Source organism: Rhizobium sp. P1_C7, from assembly GCF_056406295.1.
Genome location: NZ_JBFUAL010000001.1, coordinates 299400 through 323255, shown reverse-complemented (window position 1 = coordinate 323255; position 23856 = coordinate 299400). Strand labels below are relative to the sequence as shown.

At 61.5% G+C, this 23856-nt stretch carries 25 protein-coding genes; 15 read left to right on the top strand and 10 right to left on the bottom strand.

What is annotated here, in order from left to right; all coding sequences use genetic code 11:
- The first annotated feature begins 188 nt into the window (after positions 1-188).
- The gene (locus AC1D2R_RS01625) at positions 189-1133 is read left to right on the top strand and encodes a nucleoside hydrolase (protein ID WP_477964101.1); all 945 of its coding nucleotides are present in this window, start codon (positions 189-191) and stop codon (positions 1131-1133) included.
- Positions 1134-1254: 121 nt separating this feature from the next.
- Here the strand turns inward: AC1D2R_RS01625 and grpE are convergent, their stop codons facing one another.
- Positions 1255-1887 (bottom strand): nucleotide exchange factor GrpE, encoded by a 633-nt coding sequence (gene grpE / locus AC1D2R_RS01620; protein WP_477964099.1) that lies wholly within the window; start codon positions 1885-1887, stop codon positions 1255-1257.
- A gap of 224 nt (positions 1888-2111) precedes the next feature.
- Here grpE and AC1D2R_RS01615 point away from each other — a divergent pair, with 224 nt between their 5' ends.
- A complete protein-coding gene (locus tag AC1D2R_RS01615; RefSeq protein ID WP_477964097.1) occupies positions 2112-2546 on the top strand; it encodes a GFA family protein in 435 nt (144 codons plus the stop codon).
- A 30-nt stretch (positions 2547-2576) separates the two neighbouring features.
- Here the strand turns inward: AC1D2R_RS01615 and hrcA are convergent, their stop codons facing one another.
- Complete coding sequence (hrcA, locus tag AC1D2R_RS01610; RefSeq protein WP_477964627.1) at positions 2577-3665, bottom strand: heat-inducible transcriptional repressor HrcA; 1089 nt, start codon at positions 3663-3665, stop codon at positions 2577-2579.
- A 179-nt stretch (positions 3666-3844) separates the two neighbouring features.
- On the opposite strand from hrcA, the gene rph reads away from it, so the two are divergent.
- From rph to hemW, 4 genes are read left to right on the top strand one after another with little or no spacing between them, the layout of a single operon-like run.
- Positions 3845-4561, top strand: a complete 717-nt coding sequence (rph, locus tag AC1D2R_RS01605; protein WP_477964095.1) for a ribonuclease PH — start codon at positions 3845-3847, stop codon at positions 4559-4561.
- Positions 4561-4977 (top strand): VOC family protein, encoded by a 417-nt coding sequence (locus tag AC1D2R_RS01600; RefSeq protein ID WP_477964093.1) that lies wholly within the window; start codon positions 4561-4563, stop codon positions 4975-4977. Before rph ends, AC1D2R_RS01600 begins: the two co-directional genes overlap by 1 nt.
- Positions 4978-4985: 8 nt before the next feature.
- Positions 4986-5630, top strand: coding sequence for an RdgB/HAM1 family non-canonical purine NTP pyrophosphatase (gene rdgB, locus AC1D2R_RS01595; protein WP_477964091.1), 645 nt, complete (start codon positions 4986-4988; stop codon positions 5628-5630).
- A gap of 17 nt (positions 5631-5647) precedes the next feature.
- Positions 5648-6841 (top strand): radical SAM family heme chaperone HemW, encoded by a 1194-nt coding sequence (gene hemW / locus AC1D2R_RS01590; RefSeq protein WP_477964089.1) that lies wholly within the window; start codon positions 5648-5650, stop codon positions 6839-6841.
- Positions 6842-6945: 104 nt separating this feature from the next.
- On the opposite strand, the gene AC1D2R_RS01585 is transcribed toward hemW, so the two are convergent.
- Complete coding sequence (locus AC1D2R_RS01585; RefSeq protein WP_477964087.1) at positions 6946-7863, bottom strand: DMT family transporter; 918 nt, start codon at positions 7861-7863, stop codon at positions 6946-6948.
- 213 nt (positions 7864-8076) lie between these two features.
- Here AC1D2R_RS01585 and gcvA point away from each other — a divergent pair, with 213 nt between their 5' ends.
- The 3 genes from gcvA (at position 8077) to fhuF (ending at position 9984) form a co-directional block, all read left to right on the top strand.
- Positions 8077-8961, top strand: a complete 885-nt coding sequence (gcvA, locus tag AC1D2R_RS01580) for a transcriptional regulator GcvA (RefSeq protein WP_477964085.1) — start codon at positions 8077-8079, stop codon at positions 8959-8961.
- A gap of 128 nt (positions 8962-9089) precedes the next feature.
- On the top strand, positions 9090-9230 hold the full coding sequence (locus AC1D2R_RS01575) for a hypothetical protein (protein ID WP_477964083.1): 141 nt from the start codon (positions 9090-9092) through the stop codon (positions 9228-9230).
- Entirely contained in the window at positions 9223-9984 is a 762-nt protein-coding gene (gene fhuF / locus AC1D2R_RS01570; RefSeq protein ID WP_477964081.1) for a siderophore-iron reductase FhuF, read from the top strand. Before AC1D2R_RS01575 ends, fhuF begins: the two co-directional genes overlap by 8 nt.
- Before the next feature lie 189 nt (positions 9985-10173).
- On the opposite strand, the gene dnaA is transcribed toward fhuF, so the two are convergent.
- The 4 genes from dnaA to mutM all read right to left on the bottom strand — a co-directional run bounded on the left by dnaA (position 10174) and on the right by mutM (position 14731).
- A complete protein-coding gene (gene dnaA / locus AC1D2R_RS01565; RefSeq protein WP_477964079.1) occupies positions 10174-11727 on the bottom strand; it encodes a chromosomal replication initiator protein DnaA in 1554 nt (517 codons plus the stop codon).
- Positions 11728-12579: 852 nt separating this feature from the next.
- Entirely contained in the window at positions 12580-12858 is a 279-nt protein-coding gene (gene rpsT, locus AC1D2R_RS01560; RefSeq protein ID WP_037065626.1) for a 30S ribosomal protein S20, read from the bottom strand.
- Positions 12859-13045: 187 nt separating this feature from the next.
- Positions 13046-13819 (bottom strand): enoyl-CoA hydratase, encoded by a 774-nt coding sequence (locus tag AC1D2R_RS01555; RefSeq protein ID WP_477964077.1) that lies wholly within the window; start codon positions 13817-13819, stop codon positions 13046-13048.
- A 21-nt stretch (positions 13820-13840) separates the two neighbouring features.
- Entirely contained in the window at positions 13841-14731 is an 891-nt protein-coding gene (gene mutM / locus AC1D2R_RS01550) for a bifunctional DNA-formamidopyrimidine glycosylase/DNA-(apurinic or apyrimidinic site) lyase (protein ID WP_477964075.1), read from the bottom strand.
- 149 nt (positions 14732-14880) lie between these two features.
- Here mutM and ubiE point away from each other — a divergent pair, with 149 nt between their 5' ends.
- The 3 genes from ubiE to ubiB are packed head-to-tail and all read left to right on the top strand — an operon-like array spanning position 14881 to position 17432.
- Entirely contained in the window at positions 14881-15657 is a 777-nt protein-coding gene (ubiE, locus tag AC1D2R_RS01545; RefSeq protein ID WP_477964073.1) for a bifunctional demethylmenaquinone methyltransferase/2-methoxy-6-polyprenyl-1,4-benzoquinol methylase UbiE, read from the top strand.
- Positions 15658-15663: 6 nt separating this feature from the next.
- Entirely contained in the window at positions 15664-15861 is a 198-nt protein-coding gene (locus AC1D2R_RS01540; RefSeq protein ID WP_477964071.1) for a hypothetical protein, read from the top strand.
- Positions 15858-17432: a 2-polyprenylphenol 6-hydroxylase gene (gene ubiB, locus AC1D2R_RS01535; protein ID WP_477964069.1), complete on the top strand. Its 1575-nt coding sequence runs from the start codon at positions 15858-15860 to the stop codon at positions 17430-17432. Before AC1D2R_RS01540 ends, ubiB begins: the two co-directional genes overlap by 4 nt.
- A 41-nt stretch (positions 17433-17473) precedes the next feature.
- On the opposite strand, the gene AC1D2R_RS01530 is transcribed toward ubiB, so the two are convergent.
- Entirely contained in the window at positions 17474-18808 is a 1335-nt protein-coding gene (locus AC1D2R_RS01530) for an MFS transporter (RefSeq protein WP_477964067.1), read from the bottom strand.
- Positions 18809-18903: 95 nt separating this feature from the next.
- Between AC1D2R_RS01530 and AC1D2R_RS01525 the strand changes: the two genes are divergently transcribed.
- A complete protein-coding gene (locus AC1D2R_RS01525) occupies positions 18904-19776 on the top strand; it encodes a LysR family transcriptional regulator (RefSeq protein WP_477964065.1) in 873 nt (290 codons plus the stop codon).
- 12 nt (positions 19777-19788) lie between these two features.
- On the opposite strand, the gene AC1D2R_RS01520 is transcribed toward AC1D2R_RS01525, so the two are convergent.
- Positions 19789-20694 (bottom strand): LysR family transcriptional regulator, encoded by a 906-nt coding sequence (locus AC1D2R_RS01520; protein WP_477964063.1) that lies wholly within the window; start codon positions 20692-20694, stop codon positions 19789-19791.
- A 125-nt stretch (positions 20695-20819) separates the two neighbouring features.
- Here AC1D2R_RS01520 and AC1D2R_RS01515 point away from each other — a divergent pair, with 125 nt between their 5' ends.
- A complete protein-coding gene (locus AC1D2R_RS01515; RefSeq protein ID WP_477964061.1) occupies positions 20820-21584 on the top strand; it encodes an SDR family oxidoreductase in 765 nt (254 codons plus the stop codon).
- A 32-nt stretch (positions 21585-21616) separates the two neighbouring features.
- Positions 21617-22366, top strand: coding sequence for an SDR family oxidoreductase (locus tag AC1D2R_RS01510; protein ID WP_477964059.1), 750 nt, complete (start codon positions 21617-21619; stop codon positions 22364-22366).
- Positions 22367-22455: 89 nt separating this feature from the next.
- Here the strand turns inward: AC1D2R_RS01510 and AC1D2R_RS01505 are convergent, their stop codons facing one another.
- Entirely contained in the window at positions 22456-23826 is a 1371-nt protein-coding gene (locus tag AC1D2R_RS01505; RefSeq protein ID WP_477964057.1) for a PepSY-associated TM helix domain-containing protein, read from the bottom strand.
- Positions 23827-23856: the final 30 nt, after the last annotated feature.

Here is a 23856-nt window from a genome sequence, read left to right as displayed (position 1 = left end):
CATAATATGGGAATTGCGAGAGCCCTGCGCAAGGCGCACGGCTTCGATCGCCCCACACCGCCTGCCTTGACAAAGGGCGTGGCCTCGCATCAAAACGTGCCCGAGCCGGCTGTGCCGATTTGCGACGGGATCATGAACAAAACGGTGCATGCCACGATGTCGCGCACCACGAGGATGGAACGAGCGGAATGGCAGACCCGAGAAAGATTATTATCGACACCGATCCAGGTCAGGACGACGCAGCCGCAATCATGCTGGCATTCGGCAGTCCGGAAGAACTGGAGGTGCTCGGCATCACTACCGTCGCTGGCAACGTGCCTCTCCCCTACACCAGCCGAAATGCCCGCATCGTCTGCGAACTCTGCGGCAAGACGGATGCCAAGGTCTTTGCGGGCGCCGACAAGCCGATCGCCCGCAAGCTGGTAACGGCGGAACACGTGCACGGCAAGACCGGCCTCGACGGCCCAGTCCTGGACGAGCCGACCATGCCGCTTCAGCCGCAGCACTCCGTCGATTTCATCATCGAGACGCTGCGCAGCGAACCGGAAGGCACCGTGACGCTCTGCACGCTCGGACCGCTGACAAATATCGGCATGGCCTTCCGCAAGGCGCCTGACATCATCGCCCGCATCCGCGAACTGGTGATGATGGGTGGCGGCTTCTTCGAAGGCGGCAACATCACGCCGGCGGCAGAATTCAACATCTATGTCGATCCCGAGGCAGCTGACATCGTTTTCCGCTCAGGCGTGCCGATCGTGATGATGCCGCTCGACGTCACGCACAAGCTTCTGACTCGCAAGGACCGCGTCAAGCGCATGGCAGTCCTTGGCACGCGCCCGGCCGGTGCGATGGTGGAGATGCTGGAGTTCTTCGAACGCTTCGATATCGAGAAATACGGGTCGGACGGCGGTCCGCTGCACGATCCTACGGTCGTTGCCTATCTGCTAAAACCCGAACTCTTCAAGGGTCGGGACTGCAATGTCGAGATCGAGGTGAAGTCTGAACTCACGGTCGGCATGACCGTCGTTGACTGGTGGCATGTGACTGATCGCAAGCGCAATGCGAAGGTCATGCGCGACGTCGATGCGGACGGCTTCTTCGATCTGCTGATCGAGCGCTTCGCCCGCATCTGAACAGATCATATCGGCCTGGGCCTGATATGATCTGGTCTATGCTTTTACGCACTTCCGGACGCAAAACCGCTGCGCACTTTTCCTGGAATTGCTTACAACGTCTCCGAAGACGCCTGAGAAATCAGGCGTCCTTCTGGTCGAAAAACGAATTGGTTTCGGTTTCGACGATCTTCGGGCCGCCCTTGGCGACGCCGACCATGGCAGGGCGCAGAACCCGCTCACCGATGGTGAAGCCCGCCTGCACGACCTGGACGACCGTATTGTTCGGCACGTCAGGGTTCGGAACCTCGAACATCGCCTGATGGAAGTTAGGATCGAACTTCTGGCCGACCGGCTCCAGCTTGCGAACGCCGTGGCGCTCGAGAGCGGACAGCATCGAGCGCTCGGTCATCTCAACGCCCTCGATCAACGTGGCAAGGCCCGCATCCGCGGACGCGCGCACTTCATCGGGAATGGCATCGATGGCGCGGCGCAGATTATCCGAAACGGCAAGCATGTCACGGGCAAAGCCTGCGACCGAATAAGACTTGGCGTCCTTGACTTCGCGCTCGGTACGGCGGCGCAGATTGTCCATGTCGGCTGCAAGGCGCAGATAACGATCGCGCAGCTCGCCGTTTTCTGCCTTCAGCAACTCCAGCGGATTGGGCTGCTGCGCGGCTTCGGCTGCTGCTTCGTTCTCGACCTCTGCAGCGGCGTCCACTGCGGCTTCAGCCGCGGCTGCGTCAGGTCCGTTCTTCGTCGTCTCGTCGGTCATGACGTTCTCCGGTGATTGGTGTCTTTTGGATGTGCCCGATATCGAACTTTGACCGCCAAAAATCAAGTCTGCGTTACGAAGAAGCTATGAATTGCGGGTATCGGCCAAACGCCTGACGCCGCAGCACAACGACTGCAGCTTGACTTCGTCACGACAAAGCCCTCTACTTTCGAGTCTCCTAATATGTGGCGAATTGATCCCGAACAGCTCAGGGAGACACCACAATGGCCGACCAGACTAGCTATGCTGGAAAGTGCTTTTGCGGCGCCGTTGAAATCATCGTAACGGGCGAGCCGGTCGCGATGGGCTATTGTCATTGCGATTCCTGCCGACGCTGGTCGGCCGGCCCGGTCAACGCCTTTACCCGGTGGCCTCCGCAAAGCGTGCGCGTCACCAAGGGCGGGGAGCACGTCGAGGGCTACCAGAAGTCGGATACGAGCGTCCGCAAATTCTGCGAGCTCTGCGGCGGGCACCTCTATACCGAGCATCACCAGTGGGGCGTCACGGATGTCTATGCTGCCATCATTCCGAGTTTTCGCTATAAGCCGTCGTTGCACGTCAATTATGCAGAGACGGTGCTCCGCATGAAGGACGGCCTGCCGAAATACAAGGACATGCCTGTGGAGACGGGCGGCTCCGGCGACCTGCTGCCGGAGTAGCGTCTGCTACAGGAGTGGCGCTCGGCGGCATTACTTTGCGGGACGGGATAGCCTCGACATCAGCTGCGCCGTGTAGTCAACCATAGGTACGATGCGCGAGTAGTTAAGGCGCGTCGGCCCGATGACGCCGACGGCGCCGACGATACGGTCGTCTTCGTCGCGGTAAGGCGCCACGATCAGCGAGGAGCCGGACAGTGAGAAGAGCTTGTTTTCCGAACCGATGAAGATGCGCACGCCGGGGCCGCTTTCGGCCAGGTTCAAGAGCTCGATCAGACTGTCCTTCTTCTCCAGATCGTCAAACAGCATGCGCAGGCGATCAAGATCGTCCGCGCCGGCAAGCCCCTCGAGCAGATTGGCGCGACCGCGGATGATGAGCTGCGCCGGCTTGCCTTCGTCGGCGCTCCCGGACCAGACTGCGATACCGCGCTCGACAAGATCCCGCGACAGCGCATCGAGCTCGTGGCGAACGTTTTCCTTCAGGCGACCGAGCTGGTTGCGCAGTTCCGGCAGGGTCTGGCCGCTCATGTGAGCGTTGAGAAAATTCGCGGCCTCCGTCAGCTGCGAGGATGTGACGCCGGCCGGCAGTTCGATGATGCGGTTCTCGACCTGATCGTGATCGCCGACGAGGACGGCCAGCGCCTTGGTCGGCTCCAGGCGGATGAACTCGACATGCTTCAGCACAGGGTCGCTCTTGGCAGTAATGACGAGCCCGGCACCGCGCGAAATGCCCGACAGCATCCGGCTTGCCTCGTTCATCATCAATTCCATCGGATTGTCGCGGCTTTCGGCGCGCACCTGACGATCGATATTTGCGCGGTCCTCGGCCGAAAGATCGCCGACCTGCATGAACGCGTCCACGAAGAAGCGCAGACCAATCTGCGTCGGCAGCCGACCGGCGCTGACATGGGGCGAATAGATGAGACCGAGCTCCTCCAGATCGCTCATGACGTTGCGTACGGACGCCGGGGACAGCGACATGGGAAGAATGCGCGACAAATTGCGGGAACCGAGCGGTTCGCCGGTCTCAAGATAGCCTTCAACGATGCGGCGAAAGATTTCCTTCGAGCGTTCATCCAGCGCAGCCACGGCATCCGAAATCGACGTCGACCTGAATTCCATTAAGTCTTGCGCACCTGTGCTGATGATGATCCCCCAAAATATAGCCATTCTCCCCGCCGTGGCAAAAGGGAAATTGCAAATGAACGCTGCCAATCGTAGAAGCGGTCAACAACATAAAGCACGCATGATGTTGACCGGACAGGTTTCCCGTTTTCAGCACTATGCCTCAGGAGAATAGAATGCGGCCTTCAGGCAGAAAAACCGACCAGATGCGCAAGGTTTCCTTCGAGCGCAATTTTTCCAAGCATGCCGAAGGCTCCTGCCTGGTGAAGTTCGGAGATACGCATGTGCTGTGCACGGCAAGCCTTGAAGAAAAGACCCCGCCGTGGCTGCGCAACACCGGTAAGGGCTGGGTCACCGCCGAATACGGCATGCTGCCGCGCGCCACCGGCGAGCGCATGAAGCGCGAGGCCGCCGCCGGCAAGCAGGGCGGCCGCACGCAGGAGATCCAGCGGCTGATCGGCCGGTCGCTCCGCGCCGTTGTCGACCTCAAGGAACTCGGCGAGCGCCAGATTACGCTGGACTGCGACGTCATCCAGGCTGACGGCGGGACCCGCACGGCGTCAATTACCGGTGCCTGGATCGCGCTCTACGATTGCCTGAAGTGGATGGAAAGCCGCAACATGATCAAGGTCGAGCGCGTTCTGAAGGATCACGTTGCGGCTATCTCCTGCGGCATCTTCGCCAGCCAGCCGGTGATCGACCTCGACTATATCGAGGATTCCTCCGCCGAAACGGACGCCAACTTCGTCATCACGGGCGGCGGCGGCATCGTCGAAATCCAGGGCACGGCGGAAGGCACGCCTTTCACCGATGAGGAATTCGCCTCCCTGATGGGACTTGCCAAGACCGGTATTGCTGAACTAGTCGGGATGCAGAAGCAGGCCATCGGCTAATGAACGACATGCTGGAAGGCATTCTGGAGACGGCGCTCTATGCGGACGATCTCGACAAGGCCGAGGCTTTCTATGAAGGCATTCTCGGACTTGCCAAGATCACGCGGGCGGCGAACAGGCATGTTTTCTTCCGCTGCGGGCCGGGTGTGCTGCTGATCTTCAATCCCCGGGAAACCACCAAGCCACCTGAGGCGCAGGCGCTGCAGGTTCCTCCGCACGGAACGATGGGCGCGGGCCATGCCTGCTTCCGTGTCTCGTCTGAGAACCTCGACGTGATTGCCCGGCAACTCAAGGCAGCAAACATCGAGATCGAATCCGAGGTAAGCTGGCCCCAGGGTGGCCGGTCGATCTATTTTCGCGATCCGGCAGGCAACAGCCTGGAATGTGCAGAAGCTAGAATCTGGGGCATTGAATAGGACACCCAATGCGCAAGCTTGAGACCAAGACCATCGTCGTCGCCAGCCACAACGCCGGCAAGATCAAGGAAATCCAGGATCTGATCGGCCCCTTCGGTTTTACCGCCAGGTCCGCGGCCGATCTGAATTTCATCGAGCCGGACGAGACGGGGACCACCTTCGAGGAAAACGCGACGATCAAGGCGATCGCTTCGGCCAATGCCTCCGGCATGCCGGCGCTCTCCGACGATTCCGGGCTCGTGGTCGATGCGCTGGGTGGCGATCCTGGTGTCTACACCGCCAACTGGGCGGAAACCGCGGATGGCACACGCGATTTCGCAATGGCGATGGAGAAGGTAGAGAAGGCATTGCAGGATGCAGGTGCCACCAAGCCGGAACAGCGGAGCGCACGCTTCATCAGCGTGCTGTGCCTTGCGTGGCCGGACGGGCATATCGCGCTCTTCCGCGGCGAGGTCGAAGGCACCGTCGTCTGGCCGCCGCGCGGCACACAAGGGTTCGGATACGATCCGGTTTTTCAGCCCGAAGGTTATGACATCACCTTCGGCGAGATGAGCGGCGAGGAGAAGCACGGCTGGAACATCGGCAAGCCGAAAGCGCTTTCGCACCGTGCACGCGCCTTCAAACTCTTTGTCGAAACCTGCCTGGACGCTTAAGATCGATCGGTGACACTTTGGAACAGCCCAACCTGACGCGCGATGCCCTACTTCTGCCCGACACCGGGGAGCCCGGCTTCGGCGTTTACGTGCATTGGCCGTTCTGCGCGGCCAAATGCCCTTACTGCGACTTCAACAGCCATGTCCGCCACAAGCCTGTCGACCAGGAGCGCTTCACCGCCGCCTTCCTGAAGGAGATGGCGAGCATGCGGCAACTGAGCGGACCGAAAACGGTGACCAGCGTCTTTCTTGGCGGTGGGACGCCATCGCTGATGCACCCGTCTACCGTTTCCGCCATCCTCGACGGCATTGCCAAAGAGTGGCACATGCCCGACGGCATCGAGATCACCATGGAGGCGAACCCTTCCAGCGTCGAGGCGGAGCGTTTCCGCGGCTATCGGGCCGCCGGCGTCAACCGTGTATCGCTCGGTGTGCAGGCGCTGAACGATCGCGACCTGAAGTTTCTCGGACGGCTGCACGATGTTGCCGATGCGCTGAAGGCGATCAAGCTGGCGCGCGACATCTTCCCGCGCATGTCTTTCGACCTGATCTATGCCCGCCCGAACCAGACGGTGGAGGAATGGGAGCGCGAGCTTAGGGAAGCGATCTCCTACGCCGTCGATCACCTGTCGCTCTACCAGCTCACGATCGAGGAGGGCACGCCCTTCTTCGGTCTGCACAAGGCGGGCAAGCTGATCGTCCCCGATGACGATCAGTCGGCGCTGCTCTACGAGGCGACACAGGAGATCACCGCCAGCGAGGGAATGCCGGCTTACGAGGTGTCAAACCACGCCCGCCCGGGCGCCGAGAGCCGTCACAATCTCACCTACTGGCGTTACGGCGACTACGCAGGCATCGGCCCCGGTGCGCATGGGCGGCTGACGCGCGGATCCGCGAAGATCGCGACCGCCACCGAGCGCAAGCCGGAAACGTGGCTGGACCTCGTGGAACGGGACGGCCACGGCGTTCTCGATCAGGAACAGCTCGGCTATGACGAACAAGCCGACGAACTGCTGCTGATGGGGCTTCGCCTAACGGAGGGTGTGGATCTTGCCCGCTGGCAGCAGCTTTCGGGTCGTGACCCCGACCCGAAGCGTGAGGAATTCCTGCTGGAACACGGCTTTATCGAGCGGATCGGCAACTCGCGGCTTCGCTGCACGCCTTCCGGCATGCTAATCCTCGATTCCGTGGTTGCCGACCTCGCCTGCTAGCGCATTCCCCATTTTTTTCCGAAACGCGGAGACACTCTAACCTTTTATTTTCTCGCAATTCCGAACGCAAAGCCGATATGAACTTCCGCTGGAATTGCTCCACATCAGACCGTTCGCCTCTTTCCTAGGGAGAGCAAGCGTCCGTCGATGCCCGCAAGGCCGATCGCGATCATCGCCATACCTATCAGATGCTTGGCCTGCAATTGCTCGCCAAGAATGGCGGCGCCGAGCAGGATGGCGCTGACAGGGATGAGGAAGGTGACGAGCATGAGGTTCGTCGCGCCAGCCGTGGCCAGGATGCGGAAGAACAGCACGTAGGCGATTGCCGTGGACAGCAGCGCGAGACCGAGGAGAGCCATCCAGGTCTCGGCAGAGGGTGCCGCCAGTGTCCAGGGGCGATCAATCAGCAGGGCGACCGGCAGCATCAAGATGGTGGACGCGGTCACCTGCCCGGCAGCCGGAATGAGCGGCGCCATCCCCATCTGGCGGAAGCGGCGACCGAAGATGCCGGCGAAAGAATAAGTGAGCGCAGCACCCAGTACGGCGAGCTGCGCCAGAACGTTGGCGCCTAGATCCCTCAAGGCATCGAAACCGATCATATAGGCCACGCCTGCAAAGCCGACCAACACGCCGAGCAGGCGGTTGCCGGTCATCTTTTCATCGGCCGTCAGCAGATGCGCGACGACCACGGCAAAGAGCGGCGTGGTCGCGTTGAGGATCGACGCCAGGCCGCTGGCGATATGCGTCTGGCCCCAAACGATCAGGCAGAAGGGGATCATGTTGTTGAGGATGCCCATGCCGAAAAAGGCGGCCCAGGCCTTGCCGTCGCGCGGCATGACGTGGCCCGTTGCGCGGACGATGAGGTTGAGAGCAATCGCTGCGATCAGCACCCGGCCGGTCACGATCGTGAACGGCGGCAGGCTCTTCACCAGAATGCCGTTGAAGAGGAACGAACCGCCCCACAGCAGGGAGAGCACCAGCAACATTCCCCACTCGCCAAGACCCATCTGTTTCTGTTGCATGACCTTCTCCTGTTGAAGCCCCAACCGGTTTACGTCGCGGCAACAGCCAGCGCCACCCGATCGTTGCGCGACATTGAACGCATTTTCCGAATTATTCTCGCCGCATCACTATTCGCGAACCCCTTTGAGGATCGCTTTCATGCTGATATTATTTCGATAAGCGGATACTGACAAACGAGTCTTTCTCGAACTACGCTTTAGCTGAGCTAAATCATGAGCGATTATCTTCCTTCTCTTTCCGCATTACGTGCCTTCGAAGCGGCGGCCCGACATCTCAGCATGACGTTGGCGGCGAAGGAGCTCAACGTGACGCCCGGAGCGGTTAGCCTTCAGATCCGCGATCTCGAGGCGGCGCTCGGGGTCAAGCTATTCGAGCGCAAGACCCGGGCGCTGGCTCTGACCGTCGAAGGCGCCGATTACTTCACGACGCTGAGGGCGGCATTCCGCCTGGTGCGGGAAGCGACCGCGGCGATCACCGCTCGAGCACGCGGCGCGGTGCTGAACGTCACCTGCACCGCCGGTTTCGCAACCTACTGGCTTGTGCCGCGCCTTAGTCGCTTCGAGGCGATCCACCCCGAGATAGACGTGCGCATCAGCGCCTCGCACCGTGTCTTGGACTTTCAGCGCGACGGTATCGACCTGGCGATCCGGCATGGGCTCGGTGGATATGACGGACTGGTCAGCGAGCGACTGGTGGACGACGAACTCGTGCCGGTCTGCACGCCGAAGGTCGCGGGCGAGCTTGGCGATGCGCCCTCGCCGGATGCGCTTGCCGACTTCCAGCTCATCCACGATGTCTACCGCCACGATTGGCAGCTTTGGCTGCAGGCGGCCGGTGCAACGAAGGTGGACGCTTCGCGCGGGCCGATCTTCATGCATGGCAACGGCGCCTACGAGGCGATGAAGGCCGGCCTGGGCTTCGCCTTGATGCGCCGATCGTTTCTGGCGGGTGAACTTCAGGAGGGGGCCGTCGTCGCGCCCTTCCCGCAGGGCGTCGCAAGCCGCCTCGCCTTCCACCTGGTCTACCCCGGCCCGGCGCTGGAGCGACCAGCAACGGCAACGTTCCGTCGCTGGCTGCTTTCGGAGGCCCAGCGCTGAGGTCACTGTTGCGGACGCGGCTCAATAAAAGTGGAGTAATACATTCAAAATTTGTTTCCCTCCGGCCTTTTTGTTGGCTATGAGACACATCAGATTTCAGATGTGAACCTGCCGGGACCGCCAATTTGATGAGCATCCGCACCGTCGCAACCATGGCGCCGCGCGTATCCGCACCGAGGCGGGCGACGGCGGCCCATCTCCCGGCGGCTGCCGCCGCCTGGCAAGCATCGACCGGCAAGCAGCAGGACGGTAGGCAACCACATGGCTAGCGCCCAGCGTCAGGATGTCGATTGGGGCGACGGGCTCCAGGGCCGACTCTCGCCGGCATTTTCCGGCGAGCACGCCTGGTGCTGTGAGAAGATGATGCTGGCGACGAACCTTGCCGGCGGCGTTCCTCTGGCCGACTTCTTCAGCAATAGTGGATTTCAGCGAGCAATCGACCGCTATGCGGAAGCCTCAGGCGGCAACGACCGGCGCGCCGTCGTCTCAATGTGGTCTCTCTACTACTTTTCTTGCCTGATCATTCCTTACCTCCTCGCCCGTCGGCTTTCCGCCCAGGCGCTTCCTGTCGCATTCGGTGAGATGACGATTGCACTCTCGGACACCGGCCTGCCGCGGGCCTTCGGCGTGTCGCATGCGGGACGCATCGACACTCACATTGGCGCGGACGGTTTCGAAGCGATCGGACCAATGCTGGAAGCACACCTCGGCCACGCTGTCTCACAGCTGACGGCTTGCGGCATCTCGGCCAAGCTTTGCTGGAACAATGCGGCTGTGTACATCGACTACGCACTCCGCCTGGCAGATGGCGAAGCGGGCGCGGCCGCCGCCGACCTGCCGCTCTTCATTCGCGGCTGCCTGCCGGACGGCGGCGTGAACCCATTTTGCGGTTGTGTGCAACACATCGACGAAGGCGGCGAGCGCGTCGCCCGCCGCAAGATCTGCTGTCTGCGCTTTATGCTTCCCGGCGTACCAAGCTGCGGCAAGCGTTGCGCACTGCCGAGCCAGAGAAACCAACACTGAACTGCTCGATCACGCGGCCTTCCCTCCAACGCCGCGCGCAACCTCCTTGCCAATCGGCGAGTGCTTTGGCGCCGTGCCGTTCGAGGGCGCGCATTTGGACAAGCCGCCAACAGAAGCGGCGGCGGTGATCCATGCAAAGCAAAACGGCCGGAATAGCTTCCGGCCGCTGAATATTTGAAACGTCGCAGACTATTCGTTGATCAGGCGCTTCAGGAGCTCGATCTCATGCGACAGCTTGGTGTCACCCGAAATCAGTTCCTCGATCTTGCGCACAGCATGCAGGACCGTCGTGTGATCACGTCCGCCGAAGCGACGGCCGATTTCCGGGAAGGAGCGCGGGGTAAGGGTCTTGGCCAGATACATGGCGATCTGGCGCGGCTTGACAATGACACGGGTACGGCGGTTCGATACCAGTTCCTGACGCGAGACATTGTAGTGCCGTGCGACGATACGCTGAATGTCTTCGATCCGTACGCGACGCGGCTCGCCGGAGCCAACCAGATGAGCGAGCAGTTCGTCCACACGCTCGATCGACAGGTTCGGCTCGAAGGAGCGGCGAAAGAGCAACTGGTTGAAGGCGCCTTCCAGTTCACGGCCACTTGCCGTGATGCTGCGAGCGACATGGTTCAGGAGTTCGGTCGAGATTTCCAGCGACGGATCCTCGGTACGAGCGACCGCGAGACGGCGCTTGAGGATTTCGAGACGCATCTCGTAGTCCGGCCCGTCGAGTTCGATCGCGACGCCGCCCTGCAGACGCGAACGGACGCGGGGATCAAGCGATTCCAGCTCCCACGGCGCGCGGTCGGCCGCAACCACGACCTGCTTGGCGCTGTCGAGCAGCATGTTCAGGAGATGGCAGAACTCGTGCTGGATCATCTTGCCCTGAAGGAACTGCATGTCGTCGATGATCAGGAGATCGATATTGCGCAGCGAGTCCTTCAGCGTCAGAGCATCGTTGTCGCGGATCGCAGTCGCGAAGCGCCACATGAAGTATTCCGCCGTCAGATAGACGACGCGCAGCGCCCGCGGGTTCTGCACGGCTGCGTTGGCAATCGCCTGCAACAGATGCGTCTTGCCGAGACCGACGGTCGAATGAACGAAAAGCGGATTGAAGCGCACGGCGCCCTGGCCTGCTTCGGCAATCGTCTTTGCCGCTGCAAGCGCAACGCGGTTGGAACTTCCCTCGACGAAAGTATCGAAGGTGAAGCGATTGTCGAGTGGAGAGCCGAAAAGGGGCTGCCCCCAGCCTGCCGTTGCCGGACGAGCTGCGGCAGCAGCCGAAACCGCCTGCTGTGCGATATGCCCTGCCTGTTGGGCGACCGGACGGCGCACCTGCGACACCAAAGATGCCGGTTCTTGGGGAACGGCCTCCTCGGCGGGCTTGGCAGCGCGCGTTGCGGTGCGGACAAGAATCTCGACCTTGAGAATTTCAGCGTCCTCCGCCTGGAAGATGCCGGTGATCATGTCAAGGTATCGATTGTTAATCCAGGATTTCAGAAACGTCGTCGGCACGGTGAGCCGCACGACACTCTTGGAGACCGAATGCAGCTTCAGCCGGGCAAACCAGCTCGCGTAGACATCAGGACCGACTTGCGCCTTCAGGCGTGCGCTAACGCGCTCAAAAAGTATGCCATTCTTCATGTCTCCCTTTTCCCCCGCCGCTTCTGGGCAAATAGAGCCAAACGCCAGAGATGTCCTGTCACTGTTGTCCAAAACATCCACCGCCATTGAATTCATGTGCATATTGCCGCCTTCCAATTCCACCGGGCGGCTTTTTCCGTCGCCCGATTATTTCCCCGCTGTGGCCAGAAAATGGCACCCTCATGCGCCACCCACCAACCGGTTCACTCAAACGCCTGCCTCAAAACACGAGACGACTATCAGGAGGCTTACGGCGCTCGCATCATACGGCGTCCGATCCACCTCCCATGCTGGTCCCCGTCCCTCATCCTTACGGGCATCAGCAGCCTGCGTATGATTTCCCTTCTTCTTGGGCTTAACGCTAAACGCCAAGCCGTCTGAAAACGCACACGACATTCCGTTCCGCGGCAGCCACAGCCGCGGTCCAAACTGCACCAGTGCGTGAGAATCCGGAGGCCTAGGCTCTCCGTAACAAAAGACACAAAGCAATCAGCCTGCCGACGTGGCAGTTTCAGAACCAAGCCTTAAACAGGTGATGTCCGAGCCCCTTGTTGACCGGCATTTAGGCAGGATCGGGTACGGAGATCAACGATGAATTTTACGCAAAATTAAGATGGCCCCGTTGACTCCGGGGGCACTTTTAGGGCGTCACACCGCTGTCAAAAAAGAATCGCTTTTGAATCAAGGAGATTCCTCAAACTGGCAATTTTGACACGCATAAAAAGAAAAAAAGAAAAAAGCTTCTTGACTCGTTTCAGACCCCGCAACGGAAGGTGCGAGTCGCTAAAGCTGGAAGCATCCTGACGCAAGCTATTGTTTTTGCAGTATTTTTTGTGTCATCCACCCGACACGAAGGAGTCATCGAATTAACCATCAGGACAACCGTACGGTGGAATCGAAAAAGCCCGACAAAGTTGCCGGGCTAATGATAACGATCGGTTTATTAATGAAAGATTATGCGGTCGCAGCGACCGAAAGAGCCTTCACACGAGCTGCCAGGCGCGAAACCTTGCGGGAAGCCGTGTTGGAGTGAAGAACGCCCTTGCTTGCGGCGCGAGCCAGTTCCGGCTGCGCGGCGAGGAAAGCTTCCTTTGCCTTGGCAGCATCACCGGATGCGATTGCCTCTTCGACCTGGCGAACGAAAGTGCGAACGCGCGAGCGACGAGCCTTGTTGACGTCGGTACGGCGGGCGATCTTGCGGGTCGCTTTTTTCGCCGAAGTTGTATTGGCCATGGATGCCTCTCTCAAGAATTCGAACAAACTCCGCTATCACCGCGGGCCCTGCGGCCACTTCATACAGCAATGCGGGAGCATAATCGGAAAACCGGAGTGGCTTCCCGAACCTTGGGCGGGCATATAACCCTAAAGCCGAGCGGCGTCAACGCGCATTTTCAAGGAAAAGCCGCCTTTGCTCCGGGGATCAGCGGTTCTTGAAGGCCGGTTTCCGCTTTTCGATGAAGGCGGTCATTCCTTCCTTTTGATCCTCAGTGGAGAAGAGACTATGGAAAAGCCGGCGCTCGAAACGCAGCCCTTCTTCCAACGTCGTCTCCAATGCCCGATTGACGGCTTCCTTGGCCATAAGCACCGAAGGGCGCGACAGCGAGGCGATCTTGGCCGCTGCTTCCAATGCTTCATCCAGCAGCCGGTCGGGCGCCACCACCCGCGAAACGAGTCCCGCACGCTCCGCTTCCGCCGCATCCATCATCCGGCCAGTCAGGATCAGGTCCATAGCTTTCGACTTGCCGACGGCCCGTGTCAGCCGCTGCGACCCGCCCATACCGGGAATGACGCCGAGGGTGATCTCGGGCTGGCCGAACTTGGCCGTGTGCGAGGCAATGATGAAATCGCACATCATGGCGAGTTCGCAGCCGCCGCCGAGTGCAAACCCGCTGACGGCCGCAATCACCGGCTTGCGAACCTTGGCGACATCGTCCCACCCGCTCATGAGATCGCGGCTGTAGACGTCGGCAAATTCCAGCGGCTGCATTTCCTTGATGTCGGCGCCGGCGGCAAAGGCGCGCTCGGAGCCCGTCAGCACGATCGCACCGATGGCGTCGTCGTCCTGAAAACCGGCATGCGCCTGCAGCAGTTCCTTCAGCACGGTTGAATTCAGGGCATTGAGCGCCTGCGGGCGGTTCAGCGTGATGAGCCCGACGGCGCTGCGGGTTTCGACGATCAGCGTTTCATAGGCCATGGATTCCTCCCAGTCGGCTCACTATTTCTGGCATGTGGGGCAGTAGAAGGTCGAGCGCCCCGCCTGGACGATACGGGTGACCGTACCGCCGCAGGCCGGCGTGCGGCAAGGTAGACTTTCGCGATCATAGACCGAGAAGGAATGTTGGAAATAGCCGAGCGAACCGTCCGTCTGGATGTGATCGCGCAACGACGAGCCCCCGGCCTTTATAGCATCGGAAATCACGTCCCTAATCGAAACGACCAGCATTTCCATCTGCTTGGTCGGCTTGCCCGCCTTGGTCACCAGGGTCGCCGAGGCACGCATCGGGCGCAGGTGCGCGCGCCACAACGCCTCGCAGACATATATATTGCCCAGACCGGCGATGTTCTTCTGGTCGAGCAGAGCGCTCTTCAGCGGCTGCGTCTTGCCGGCGAACCGTTCTGCGAGATAGGCGGCGCTCAGCGCATTCCCCGTCGGTTCCGGCCCAAGGCCGAAGAGGAAAGGGTTGATGTCGAGGGCGGTCCGTTCGGCGATATCCATGAAGCCGAAACGCCGTGGGTCATTGTAGATGACACGGGTGGTGCCGGCTGGCCCCTCCAAGTGGAAGATGGCGTGATCGTGCTTTGTGTCCTTCGACCGGGGAAGGTGAAACTCGCCCGGCGTGTCCGAGCCCGGCCCTGCCTCGATGCGGAAGGAACCCGACATGCCGAGGTGGGAAATGATCGTCGTCCCGTCATCGAGATCGATCAGCAGGTACTTGGCGCGCCGGCCAAGCCCAACGATCGTGCGGCCCGAGGCCTTCGCCTCAAAAGCGTCGGGAAACGGGAAGCGCAGATCCTTCCGCCTGAGCTCGAGTCGGGCAATCCGGGCACCCTCCATGGTCGGGGCGAGCCCGCGTCTCACGGTTTCGACTTCTGGTAATTCCGGCATCTTAACCCATCTATATCTAACATGTTTCAACCGCAGACGATGTGCGCTATAGGGCCAAGGTGCCGCGGATCGGACCGTGGCCCACAAATAGCGCCGCCGACCTCAATTCGCTATGGTCACGGTGTCGATTTCAGAGAATGGAGTGTTCGATGTCAGAAAGCCGTACCTCCGCCGAAGGCGGCATGGAAACATCCTACGGCTTCCGCGACGTGGCGGATGGTGAAAAGCAGGGGCTCGTCAACGACGTCTTTCACAAAGTCGCCAAGCGCTACGACATCATGAACGACGTCATGTCCGTGGGCATGCACCGCGTCTGGAAGGACGCGATGATTTCCGCGCTTAACCCGCTCAAGGAGCCCGGTTACAAGGTTCTGGACGTTGCCGGCGGCACCGGTGACATCGCCTTCCGCATCGTCGAGGCATCCGGCCGGCAGGCGCATGCGACCGTGCTCGACATCAACGGCTCGATGCTTGGCGTCGGTGCCGCGCGGGCCGCCAAGAAGAAGCTTTCCGACAACCTGACCTTTATCGAGGCGAATGCCGAGGAGCTGCCGTTCGAACCCAACAGCTTCGACGCCTATACGATCGCGTTCGGCATCCGCAACGTGCCGCGCATCGACGTGGCGCTAAGCGAGGCCTACCGCGTGCTGAAGCGCGGCGGGCGGCTGCTGGTGCTCGAATTCTCTGAAGTCGACATGCCGCTGCTTGACCGCGTCTACGAAAGCTGGTCGTTCAACGCCATTCCGAAATTCGGTAAAGCGATCACCGGCGACGCCGAGCCTTATCAGTATCTCGTCGAGTCCATCCGCAAGTTTCCCAACCAGGCGAACTTCGCAGATATGATCCGCAATGCCGGCTTCTCGCGCGTCAGCTTCACGAATTACACCGGCGGCATCGTGGCGCTCCACTCCGGCTGGAAGCTCTGAGCAAGAATGGGCGAGCTGATCGTTTCTCCGTCATTCCTGCGCTTGTCACAGGACTCCAGCGCGCTCCCGTCCGGGAATGCGGAAGACCTATTTATCCTGCTTAGCTCATTCAACGCGCAGACGGGCCTTGGCTGCATTCCTGTGACAAACACAGGAATGGGGGCGAAGATCGTCTCGACGCAACCGATGGATGTGACCGCATGAGTACGCTCGGCGCATATTTCCGGCTCGCTCGGGTCGGGTGGATTCTTGTGCGCGAGGGTGTCGTCTCGGCACTGCCGTCCGAAGACCTGCCGCCTGCGGTCAGTGCCGCCAAGTCATTTGCAGGCCTATTTGCACGCAATCGCGCCCGGTCCAGGAAACGTAGCGACAGGCTGGCCCAAGCTGTCGAACGGCTCGGACCTTCCTATGTCAAAATCGGCCAGTTCCTTGCCACCCGCCCGGATGTCGTCGGCGTCGAGTTCGCGGACGATCTCTCGCAACTGCAGGATCGGATGGCCTTCTTCCCAGCAGAAGCGGCCAAGGCCAGCATCGCGGGCTCGCTCGGCCGGCCGGTCGACGAGCTATATGTGAGCTTCGGCGATCCGATCGCCGCCGCCTCGATCGCCCAGGTGCACCCTGCCGAGGTGGAGACCCCCGCCGGCCGCAAGACGGTGGCCGTCAAGGTGGTGCGCCCCGGCGTGCGCCAGCGCTTCTCGCATGATATCGAGGCGATGTACCTGGTCGCCCGTCTGCAGGAGCGCTTCATGCCGTCGAGCCGGCGGCTGCGGCCGGTCGAGGTGACGAAGACACTGGAGCAGACGACCAAGGTCGAGATGGACCTTCGGCTGGAGGCCGCAGCCCTTTCGGAGATTGCCGAAAACACGCAGAAGGATCCGGGATTCCGCGTGCCGACGGTTGACTGGGAACGCACCGGCCGCGACGTCATCACCATGGAGTGGATCGACGGCGTCAAGATGTCCGACGTCGACGGCCTGCGGGCCGCCGGCCACGACCTCAACGCACTTGCCGACACGCTGATCCAATCGTTCCTGCGCCACACACTGCGCGACGGCTTCTTCCATGCCGACATGCATCCCGGCAATCTTTTTGTCGACCCGAAGGGCATGATCGTTGCCGTCGACATGGGCATCGTCGGGCGGCTTGGCAAGAAGGAACGCCGCTTCCTCGCCGAGATCCTCTACGGTTTCATCACCCGTGATTACATCCGGGTGGCGGAGGTGCATTTCGAGGCGGGCTACGTACCCGGACACCACAATGTCGAGAGCTTCGCGCAGGCCATCCGGGCGATCGGCGAGCCGATCCACGGGCAGCCGGCCGAGACCATCTCGATGGGCAAGCTGCTGACGCTGCTGTTCGAGGTGACCGAACTCTTCGACATGGAGACGCGGCCGGAACTGGTGATGCTGCAGAAAACGATGGTGGTCGTCGAAGGCGTTTCGCGCATTCTCAACCCGCGCTTCAACATGTGGAAGGCATCCGAACCCGTCGTCGGCGACTGGATCCGCAACAATCTCGGTCCGAAGCGGATAGTCACCGACATCAAGGATGGCCTCAAAGCCGCTGTCAAGTTGGCGGAAGCCGCACCCGATATTGCCGCCAAGACGGAAAAATTCCATCACCAGCTGCTGCACATGAGCGAGAATGGGCTGCGCTTCGACGCGGAAACGGCTGAAGCGATTGGCAAGTCCGAGGCGCGCCACGGCCGTTCGGGCCGTCTTGCGCTCTGGGTGATCGCGTTGACGCTTCTCTATATCGCCTGGGTCGTGACGTGACCTGAGAGGCGGTTCACCCCTCTACCAAACGACCTAGTAGATCACCCGCGCACGCCGGGCTGTTCGATATGGATCATAGCCGGCTTTTGTCTGGCGACCCGCGCAACGGCGAGCGCCGCGATCATACCCAGCCCGAGCATGCTCAGCGCGAACACGACGATCGCGCTCCAGCCGCCTGCCGCCCAGAAATATCCGCCGACGGAGCCCGCAACACTGGAGCCAATATAATAGGCGAGCAGGTAGAGCGATGAAGCATGCCCTTTGGTGCCTCGCGCAAGGCGACCGACGAGCGCACTTGCGACGGAGTGGGCAATGAAGAAGCCCGATGTCAAAAGCACGATACCGAGGATGATCAGCGGCAGCGAGGCGGACAATGTGACCGCGGCACCGACGACTGCGACCGCAATGCCCGCCTGCAGGACGATGTAGTGGCCGACGCGATCTCCGAGCATGCCGGCGATCCACGAGGCGGCGATACCGAAGAGATAGACCGTGAAGATCAAGCCGAGTTCGGTCTGGTTGAGATTATAGGGCGCCTGAACGAGGCGGAAGCCGATGTAGTTGTAGACGGTGACGAATGTGCCCATGGCCAGGAAGCCGATGGCAAAGAGCAGCAGCAAGGCGGGGTTGCTGACATGCCGGACCCAGGCCCTCAGATGGAAGCGGGGATCGACGCCCCGGCGCGGTGTGAAGTTGCGCGATTCGGGAAGCAGGACGAAAAAGCCGATAGCGGCGGCGAGGCCCAGAAGCCCCATCGCGCCGAGTGCCGGTCGCCAGGAGAAGTACTCGGCGAGCATACCTGTCACGACGCGGCCCGCCATGCCGCCAAAGGCATTGCCGGCGATATAAAGCCCCATGGAGGCGCCGAGGCCGCGCGGGTCGATCTCTTCCGACAGATAGGCCATGGCGACGGCCGGCACACCGCCGAGAAGCAGGCCCTCCAGCGCGCGGATGACCAGCAGCACATGCCAAGTTGGCACGAGCGCACAGGCGATCGTGCAGAGCGCTGCACCCAGCAGCGAGGCAAACATCAGGCTGCGGCGTCCGAAGCTCTCCGAAACGGCCGCGGCACAGAAAATCGCGACGGAAAGAAAGCCGGTCGATAGCGACAACGACAGCGAACTCGCGGCCGGGCTCACCCCGAAATCCCCGGCGAAGATCGGCATCAGCGGCTGCACGCAATAGAGCAGCGAGAAGGTCGCGAATCCCGAAAGGAAGAGCGCGATGCTGGCGCGCCGATAAGTCGCGGTGCCGCGCACCAGGAACCCCTGTTCCACGCGTTCGGCCGCGGGCTCCACGGTTATTCCGACGAGCTGGAGATTCGGGCGGGAGTGGGGTTCGACTACGTCTGGCTGCTTGTCTGCGGCGCGTGGCATGGGGCACCAACCTTTCACGCCCTTTGATCTAGCCACGGGTATGCTATTTGTCCAATATATGGGACTGCCGTTCTTAATAGGTTTTGGAGATACCAATGGAGCTCCGTCATATCCGTTATTTCCTCGCCGTGGCGGAAGAGGAGAACTTCACCCGCGCGGCGGCAAAGCTCGGAATCGGCCAGCCGCCGCTCAGCCAGCAGATCCGCGACCTCGAGAACGAGATCGGCGCGATGCTCTTTCACCGCGTGCCGCACGGCGCCGAGCTGACGGAGGCAGGAACCGCGTTTCTGCCGGAAGCCCGTGCGGCGCTGGCTTCGGCTGAGAAGGCGAAGCTCGCGGCCCAGCGCGCAACCCGCGGCCAGACCGGTCGCCTTGCGCTTGGCTTCACGGCCTCCTCGGCCTTCAATACCGCGGTCAGCGGCACGATCCGCCGTTTTCGCGGACAGTGGCCCGAGGTCAGCCTGTCGCTCACTGAGATGAACAGCAACTGGCTGATGGAAAAGCTGATGCGCGAGGAGATCGACGTCGCCTTCATCCGGCCCGGTCTGGAAGATCCGAAGGACGTCAGGCTGAAGCGGCTGGCGGACGAACCCATGCTGGTCGCGCTTCCCGCCCATCATCCGCTTGCCAAGCACGAGAAGGTGCCGCTCTCGGCGCTGGCGGGCCAGCCCTTCATTCTTTTCCCGCGCACGGTGGGTCTCAGTCTCTACGACGACATAGTGCGCGGTTGCCGCGATGCGGGCTTCGAACTCGTGGTCACGCAGGAGGCACCGCAGATTCCATCGGTCGTAAACCTTGTCGCCGCCGATCTCGGCGTGTCGATCGTGCCTGCATCGATCGCGCATCTGGCGCTCGACGGCGTGGCCTACCGGCCGATCGAGGGGCCGCCGCTGGTGGCGCGTCTCGGGCTTGCCATGCTTAAGGCACAGCGATCACGCGTCGCGGTCAATATGATGAGCCTGATCTAATCGGTCTGATTGTCAGCCCATGCGGTCCCAATAGGGCGGATCGCCAAAAGCCCTGCGCAGGTGATCGGCCACGGCGCGCAGCTTGGCGGACGGATTGCGGCCCTCGGGATGGGCCATATAGATGAATTCGGCCTCCGGCCTGTAGCCGACATTAATCTCCGCAAGCAGCCCTTCGCTGATCGCCGGCCCGGCGATAAAGGCGGGCAGCAATGCAACACCGAGACCCGCCACGGCGGCGTCGCGGATCATGTCGCCGTTGTTCATTCCCACGGCAAGCTTGGCACGCACGACGATGGCGCCGTCAGGCGTCTGAAACCGCCAGTCGGCAGAGCCGCGATTGGTGTAGAAGATACCTTTGTGGCTGTCGAGATCGGCCAGCGTCTTCGGCAGGCCGTGGTGATCGAGATAGTCCGGCGAGGCAACCAGCAGCCGGCGGCTGCGGCTGAGTTTCCAAGCGACTAGCCGCGAATCGACAATCGGACCATGCCTGATGACGGCATCGTAGCCCTCTGAGGAGACGTCGACGCGCCGGTCGTCGATGTCGAGGATCAGTTCGATATCCGGATGTTCAACGAGGAAGGGATAGAGCGCGGGGCCGAGATGCATGCGGCCGAAGGTGACGGGGGCTGCGATCCGCAGCGGACCGGACAGCGTGCCGCGACGCACGGCCATTTCTGCCGTTGCCTCCTCGATTTCCTGCACGATGCGTACGGCGCGCTCCAGGAAGGCCGTGCCATCTTCCGTCAGGGTGAGCTTTCGTGTCGTCCGGTGCAGCAGGACGCCACCCAATGATCTCTCGAGTTCGGCCAATCGCTCGCTGACTACTGATTTCGATAGGCGCATGCGCCGCGCGGCCTCGCTGACGGAGCCGGATTCCACGACGGCCACGAAAGCCGTTATTCCCTCAATTCTGATCATCGTTCGGCATATCCGAATTCGAGTTCCGCGATTTAGAGACTAATCCGAACGAAAGGAAAATGCCATCTTCCTCTCATCGAACGGGACGGCACACGCCACCCCGACCCAACAACGGAGATGGACCAATGAATCGCTTGAATGGAAAAGTCGCAATCGTCACCGGCGCAAGCTCCGGAATCGGCCGCGCAACGGCCAAGCTCTTTGCCGCCGAGGGCGCAAAGGTAGTCGTCGGAGCCCGCCGAAAGGCGGAACTCGAAAGCCTCGCCGAGGAAATCAAGGCGGCCGGCGGTGACGCCGTCGCCGTTGCCGGCGACGTTCGCTCGGAAGACTACCACAAGGCACTGGTCGCAACCGCGATTGACCGCTACGGCAAGCTCGACGTCGCCTTCAACAATGCCGGTACACTCGGCGAAGCCGGCCCCAGCACCGGCGTTACCGAAGCCGGTTTTGCAGAAGCGCTGACGATCAACCTCACCGCGTCGTTCCTGGCGGCCAAGCACCAGATCGGCCAGATGGAAAAGAACGGCGGCGGGTCCATCATCTTCACATCCACTTTCGTCGGCTACAGCTTCGCTTTCCCCGGCGTCGCTGCCTACGCCGCCAGCAAATCAGGAATCATCGGGCTGACGCAGGCGCTTGCCGCCGAATTCGGCCAGCAGAACGTGCGCGTCAACGCCGTGCTGCCGGGCGCGGTCGACACCGACATGTATCGCGAGATGAACGACACCTCCGACAAGCAGAGCTTCATCACCAATCTGCATGCGCTGAAGCGTGTTGCCGCGCCCGATGAACTCGCCCGCTCGGTTCTCTACCTCGCATCGGACGATTCCAGCTTCGTCACCGGCACAGCCTCGCTGGTCGATGGCGGCGCGTCGATCACCCGCACCTGATACCAAGCTCCAACTCGCGAAGGAACCAAACCATGACACGCCTGCAGAACAAGACAGCATTGATCACCGGCGGCACCAGCGGCATCGGGCTGGAAACCGCCCGTCAATTCATCGCCGAAGGCGCGCGCGTCGCGATCACCGGCAGCAGCGTCAAGAGCGTCGAGGCCGCTCGCGTCGATCTTGGCGACAAGGCGCTGGTGATCGAGGCAGACGCCGGCAACGCGGCTGGCCAGAAGGCCGTGGCCAAGGCGATCGGGAATGCCTTCGGTCACCTCGATATTCTCTTCGTCAATGCCGGGGTCGCCGAGTTCGGTCCGCTCGAACAGTGGAGCGAAGCCGCCTTCGACAAGTCGATCGCGATCAACGTGAAGGGGCCGTACTTCCTCATTCAGGCGCTGCTCCCGATCTTCTCGAAGCAGACCTCGATCGTGCTCAATACCTCGATCAACGCCCATATCGGGATGCCGAATTCCAGCGTCTACGCACTGACCAAGGGGGCGCTGCTAACACTGGCAAAGACGCTTTCCGGCGAGCTCATCGGCCGCGGCATTCGCGTCAATGCGGTCAGCCCCGGCCCTATCGCAACGCCGCTCTACAGCAAGCTCGGCATGTCGGAGACCGACTCCAAGGCAATGGCCGCCCAGATCCAGTCGCAGATCCCAATCGGCCGCTTCGGCGATGTTAGCGAGGTCGCCAGGACCATCGTCTTCCTCGCCTCCGACGAGGCTGCCTACATTGTCGGCAGCGAACTCGTCATCGATGGCGGGATGAGCAACCTCTGAGACCCGCCCCGCGAGAACGCATGCGAAAGGCCGGCACCTCGGCGGCCGCCGGTATTGAAGCGCCCCAACCTGGGCGCCTCCTTGTTCCTTCAGGCCGATCGCAGCTTTGCGGTTTTGACGTACACCCGGTCCAATGCCAGCATGACAACGAGGGACAGGCCGACGAGCGGGAAGGCAATCCCGCCGATGACGAGGATTGCGAGCAGGCCTCTGAACAAGCGCCTGTCGGACGGCATCGGAGGCACGCCAAGCGATCCGGCCGGGCGTCGCTTCCACCACATGACGCATGCCGAGACGGCGAGCATGATGATCGCGATGCAGGCCACGAGCAGCACGACCTGATTCACAAGCCCGAATTGCTGGCCCATGTGGACGTTGATGCCCCATTCGAGCCATCGGCCGAGCGGGCCGTAGTCGGCATAGCTCATGTCGATCAGCGGCTCTCCGGAATACTGATCGAGGTGCACCACGCGTTGCATGGAGAGGTCGTCCGGATAAACCGAGCCGGTGTAGACGCCAGTCGGCGCGTTGGGAATGTTCACGGCATAGCCGCGATGCAGGCCCAGCCGGTCGAAGGTGGCGACTGCTTCATCGAGCCCTATCGGCGCCGCGCCATGTTGATGGGTCGCCGATTGCGGAACCTGTGCCTGTTCCAGAGACCATGAGGTTTTCGCGATGTGATCCAGATGTTCGTCAGACATCGGCACGGCGGTCCTGATGCCGGCGGGATAGCCGAAGTTGCTGCCGTTCGCCCATTCGTTGACCTTATCGCCCCATACACCGGACCATGGCATGCCGGTGATTGCCAGAAAGACGATGAAGAAGCCAACGAAGATGCCTGTAACGGCATGGGCGTCGCGCCAGAATACACGGCGTTTCGGCGTTCCGCGAACGCTGACGACGCCGCCTCTCTGTCTGCGCGGCCACCAGAGGTAGATGCCGGTGCCGACGAGAAGGATCGACCAGCCGCCGGCAATCTCGATCAGGGCGCGGGCAACCGAGCCGAAGTACTTCAAACTGTGCAGATAGCGGATCGTCCACGTGATCGATCCACGATCGGGCAACGCGCCAAGAACCTTGCCCGTGTAGGGACCCACGTAGACGGCAAGCTTGCCTTCGCTCTCCGTGTTGACCGTGATCTCCGCGGAGCCTGTCGAGGAAAGCGGGTCGGTGAACTTGATCGCGGTTCCCGGATGTGCGCCAAGTGCGGCTGCCACCATGGCGGACGGCGCAACCCTCGCTACGCTTTCCTGAACCTCGACGCGCTTCAGATCGGAATAGATGGCCGCATCGATCTCGTCGCTGAAGAGATAGAGTGCGCCGGATATCGCGAGCGTGATCATGAAAGGCAGGATCATAAGGCCTGCATAGAAATGCCAGCGCCAGACGGCGCAATAGAGGTCGGACGCGGATCGCACGGCAGCGCCTGTGCTCTCCCGACCTTTGGTGAGATCGGACATGAGTATTTCCTAACGTGGAAGAACCGGGGC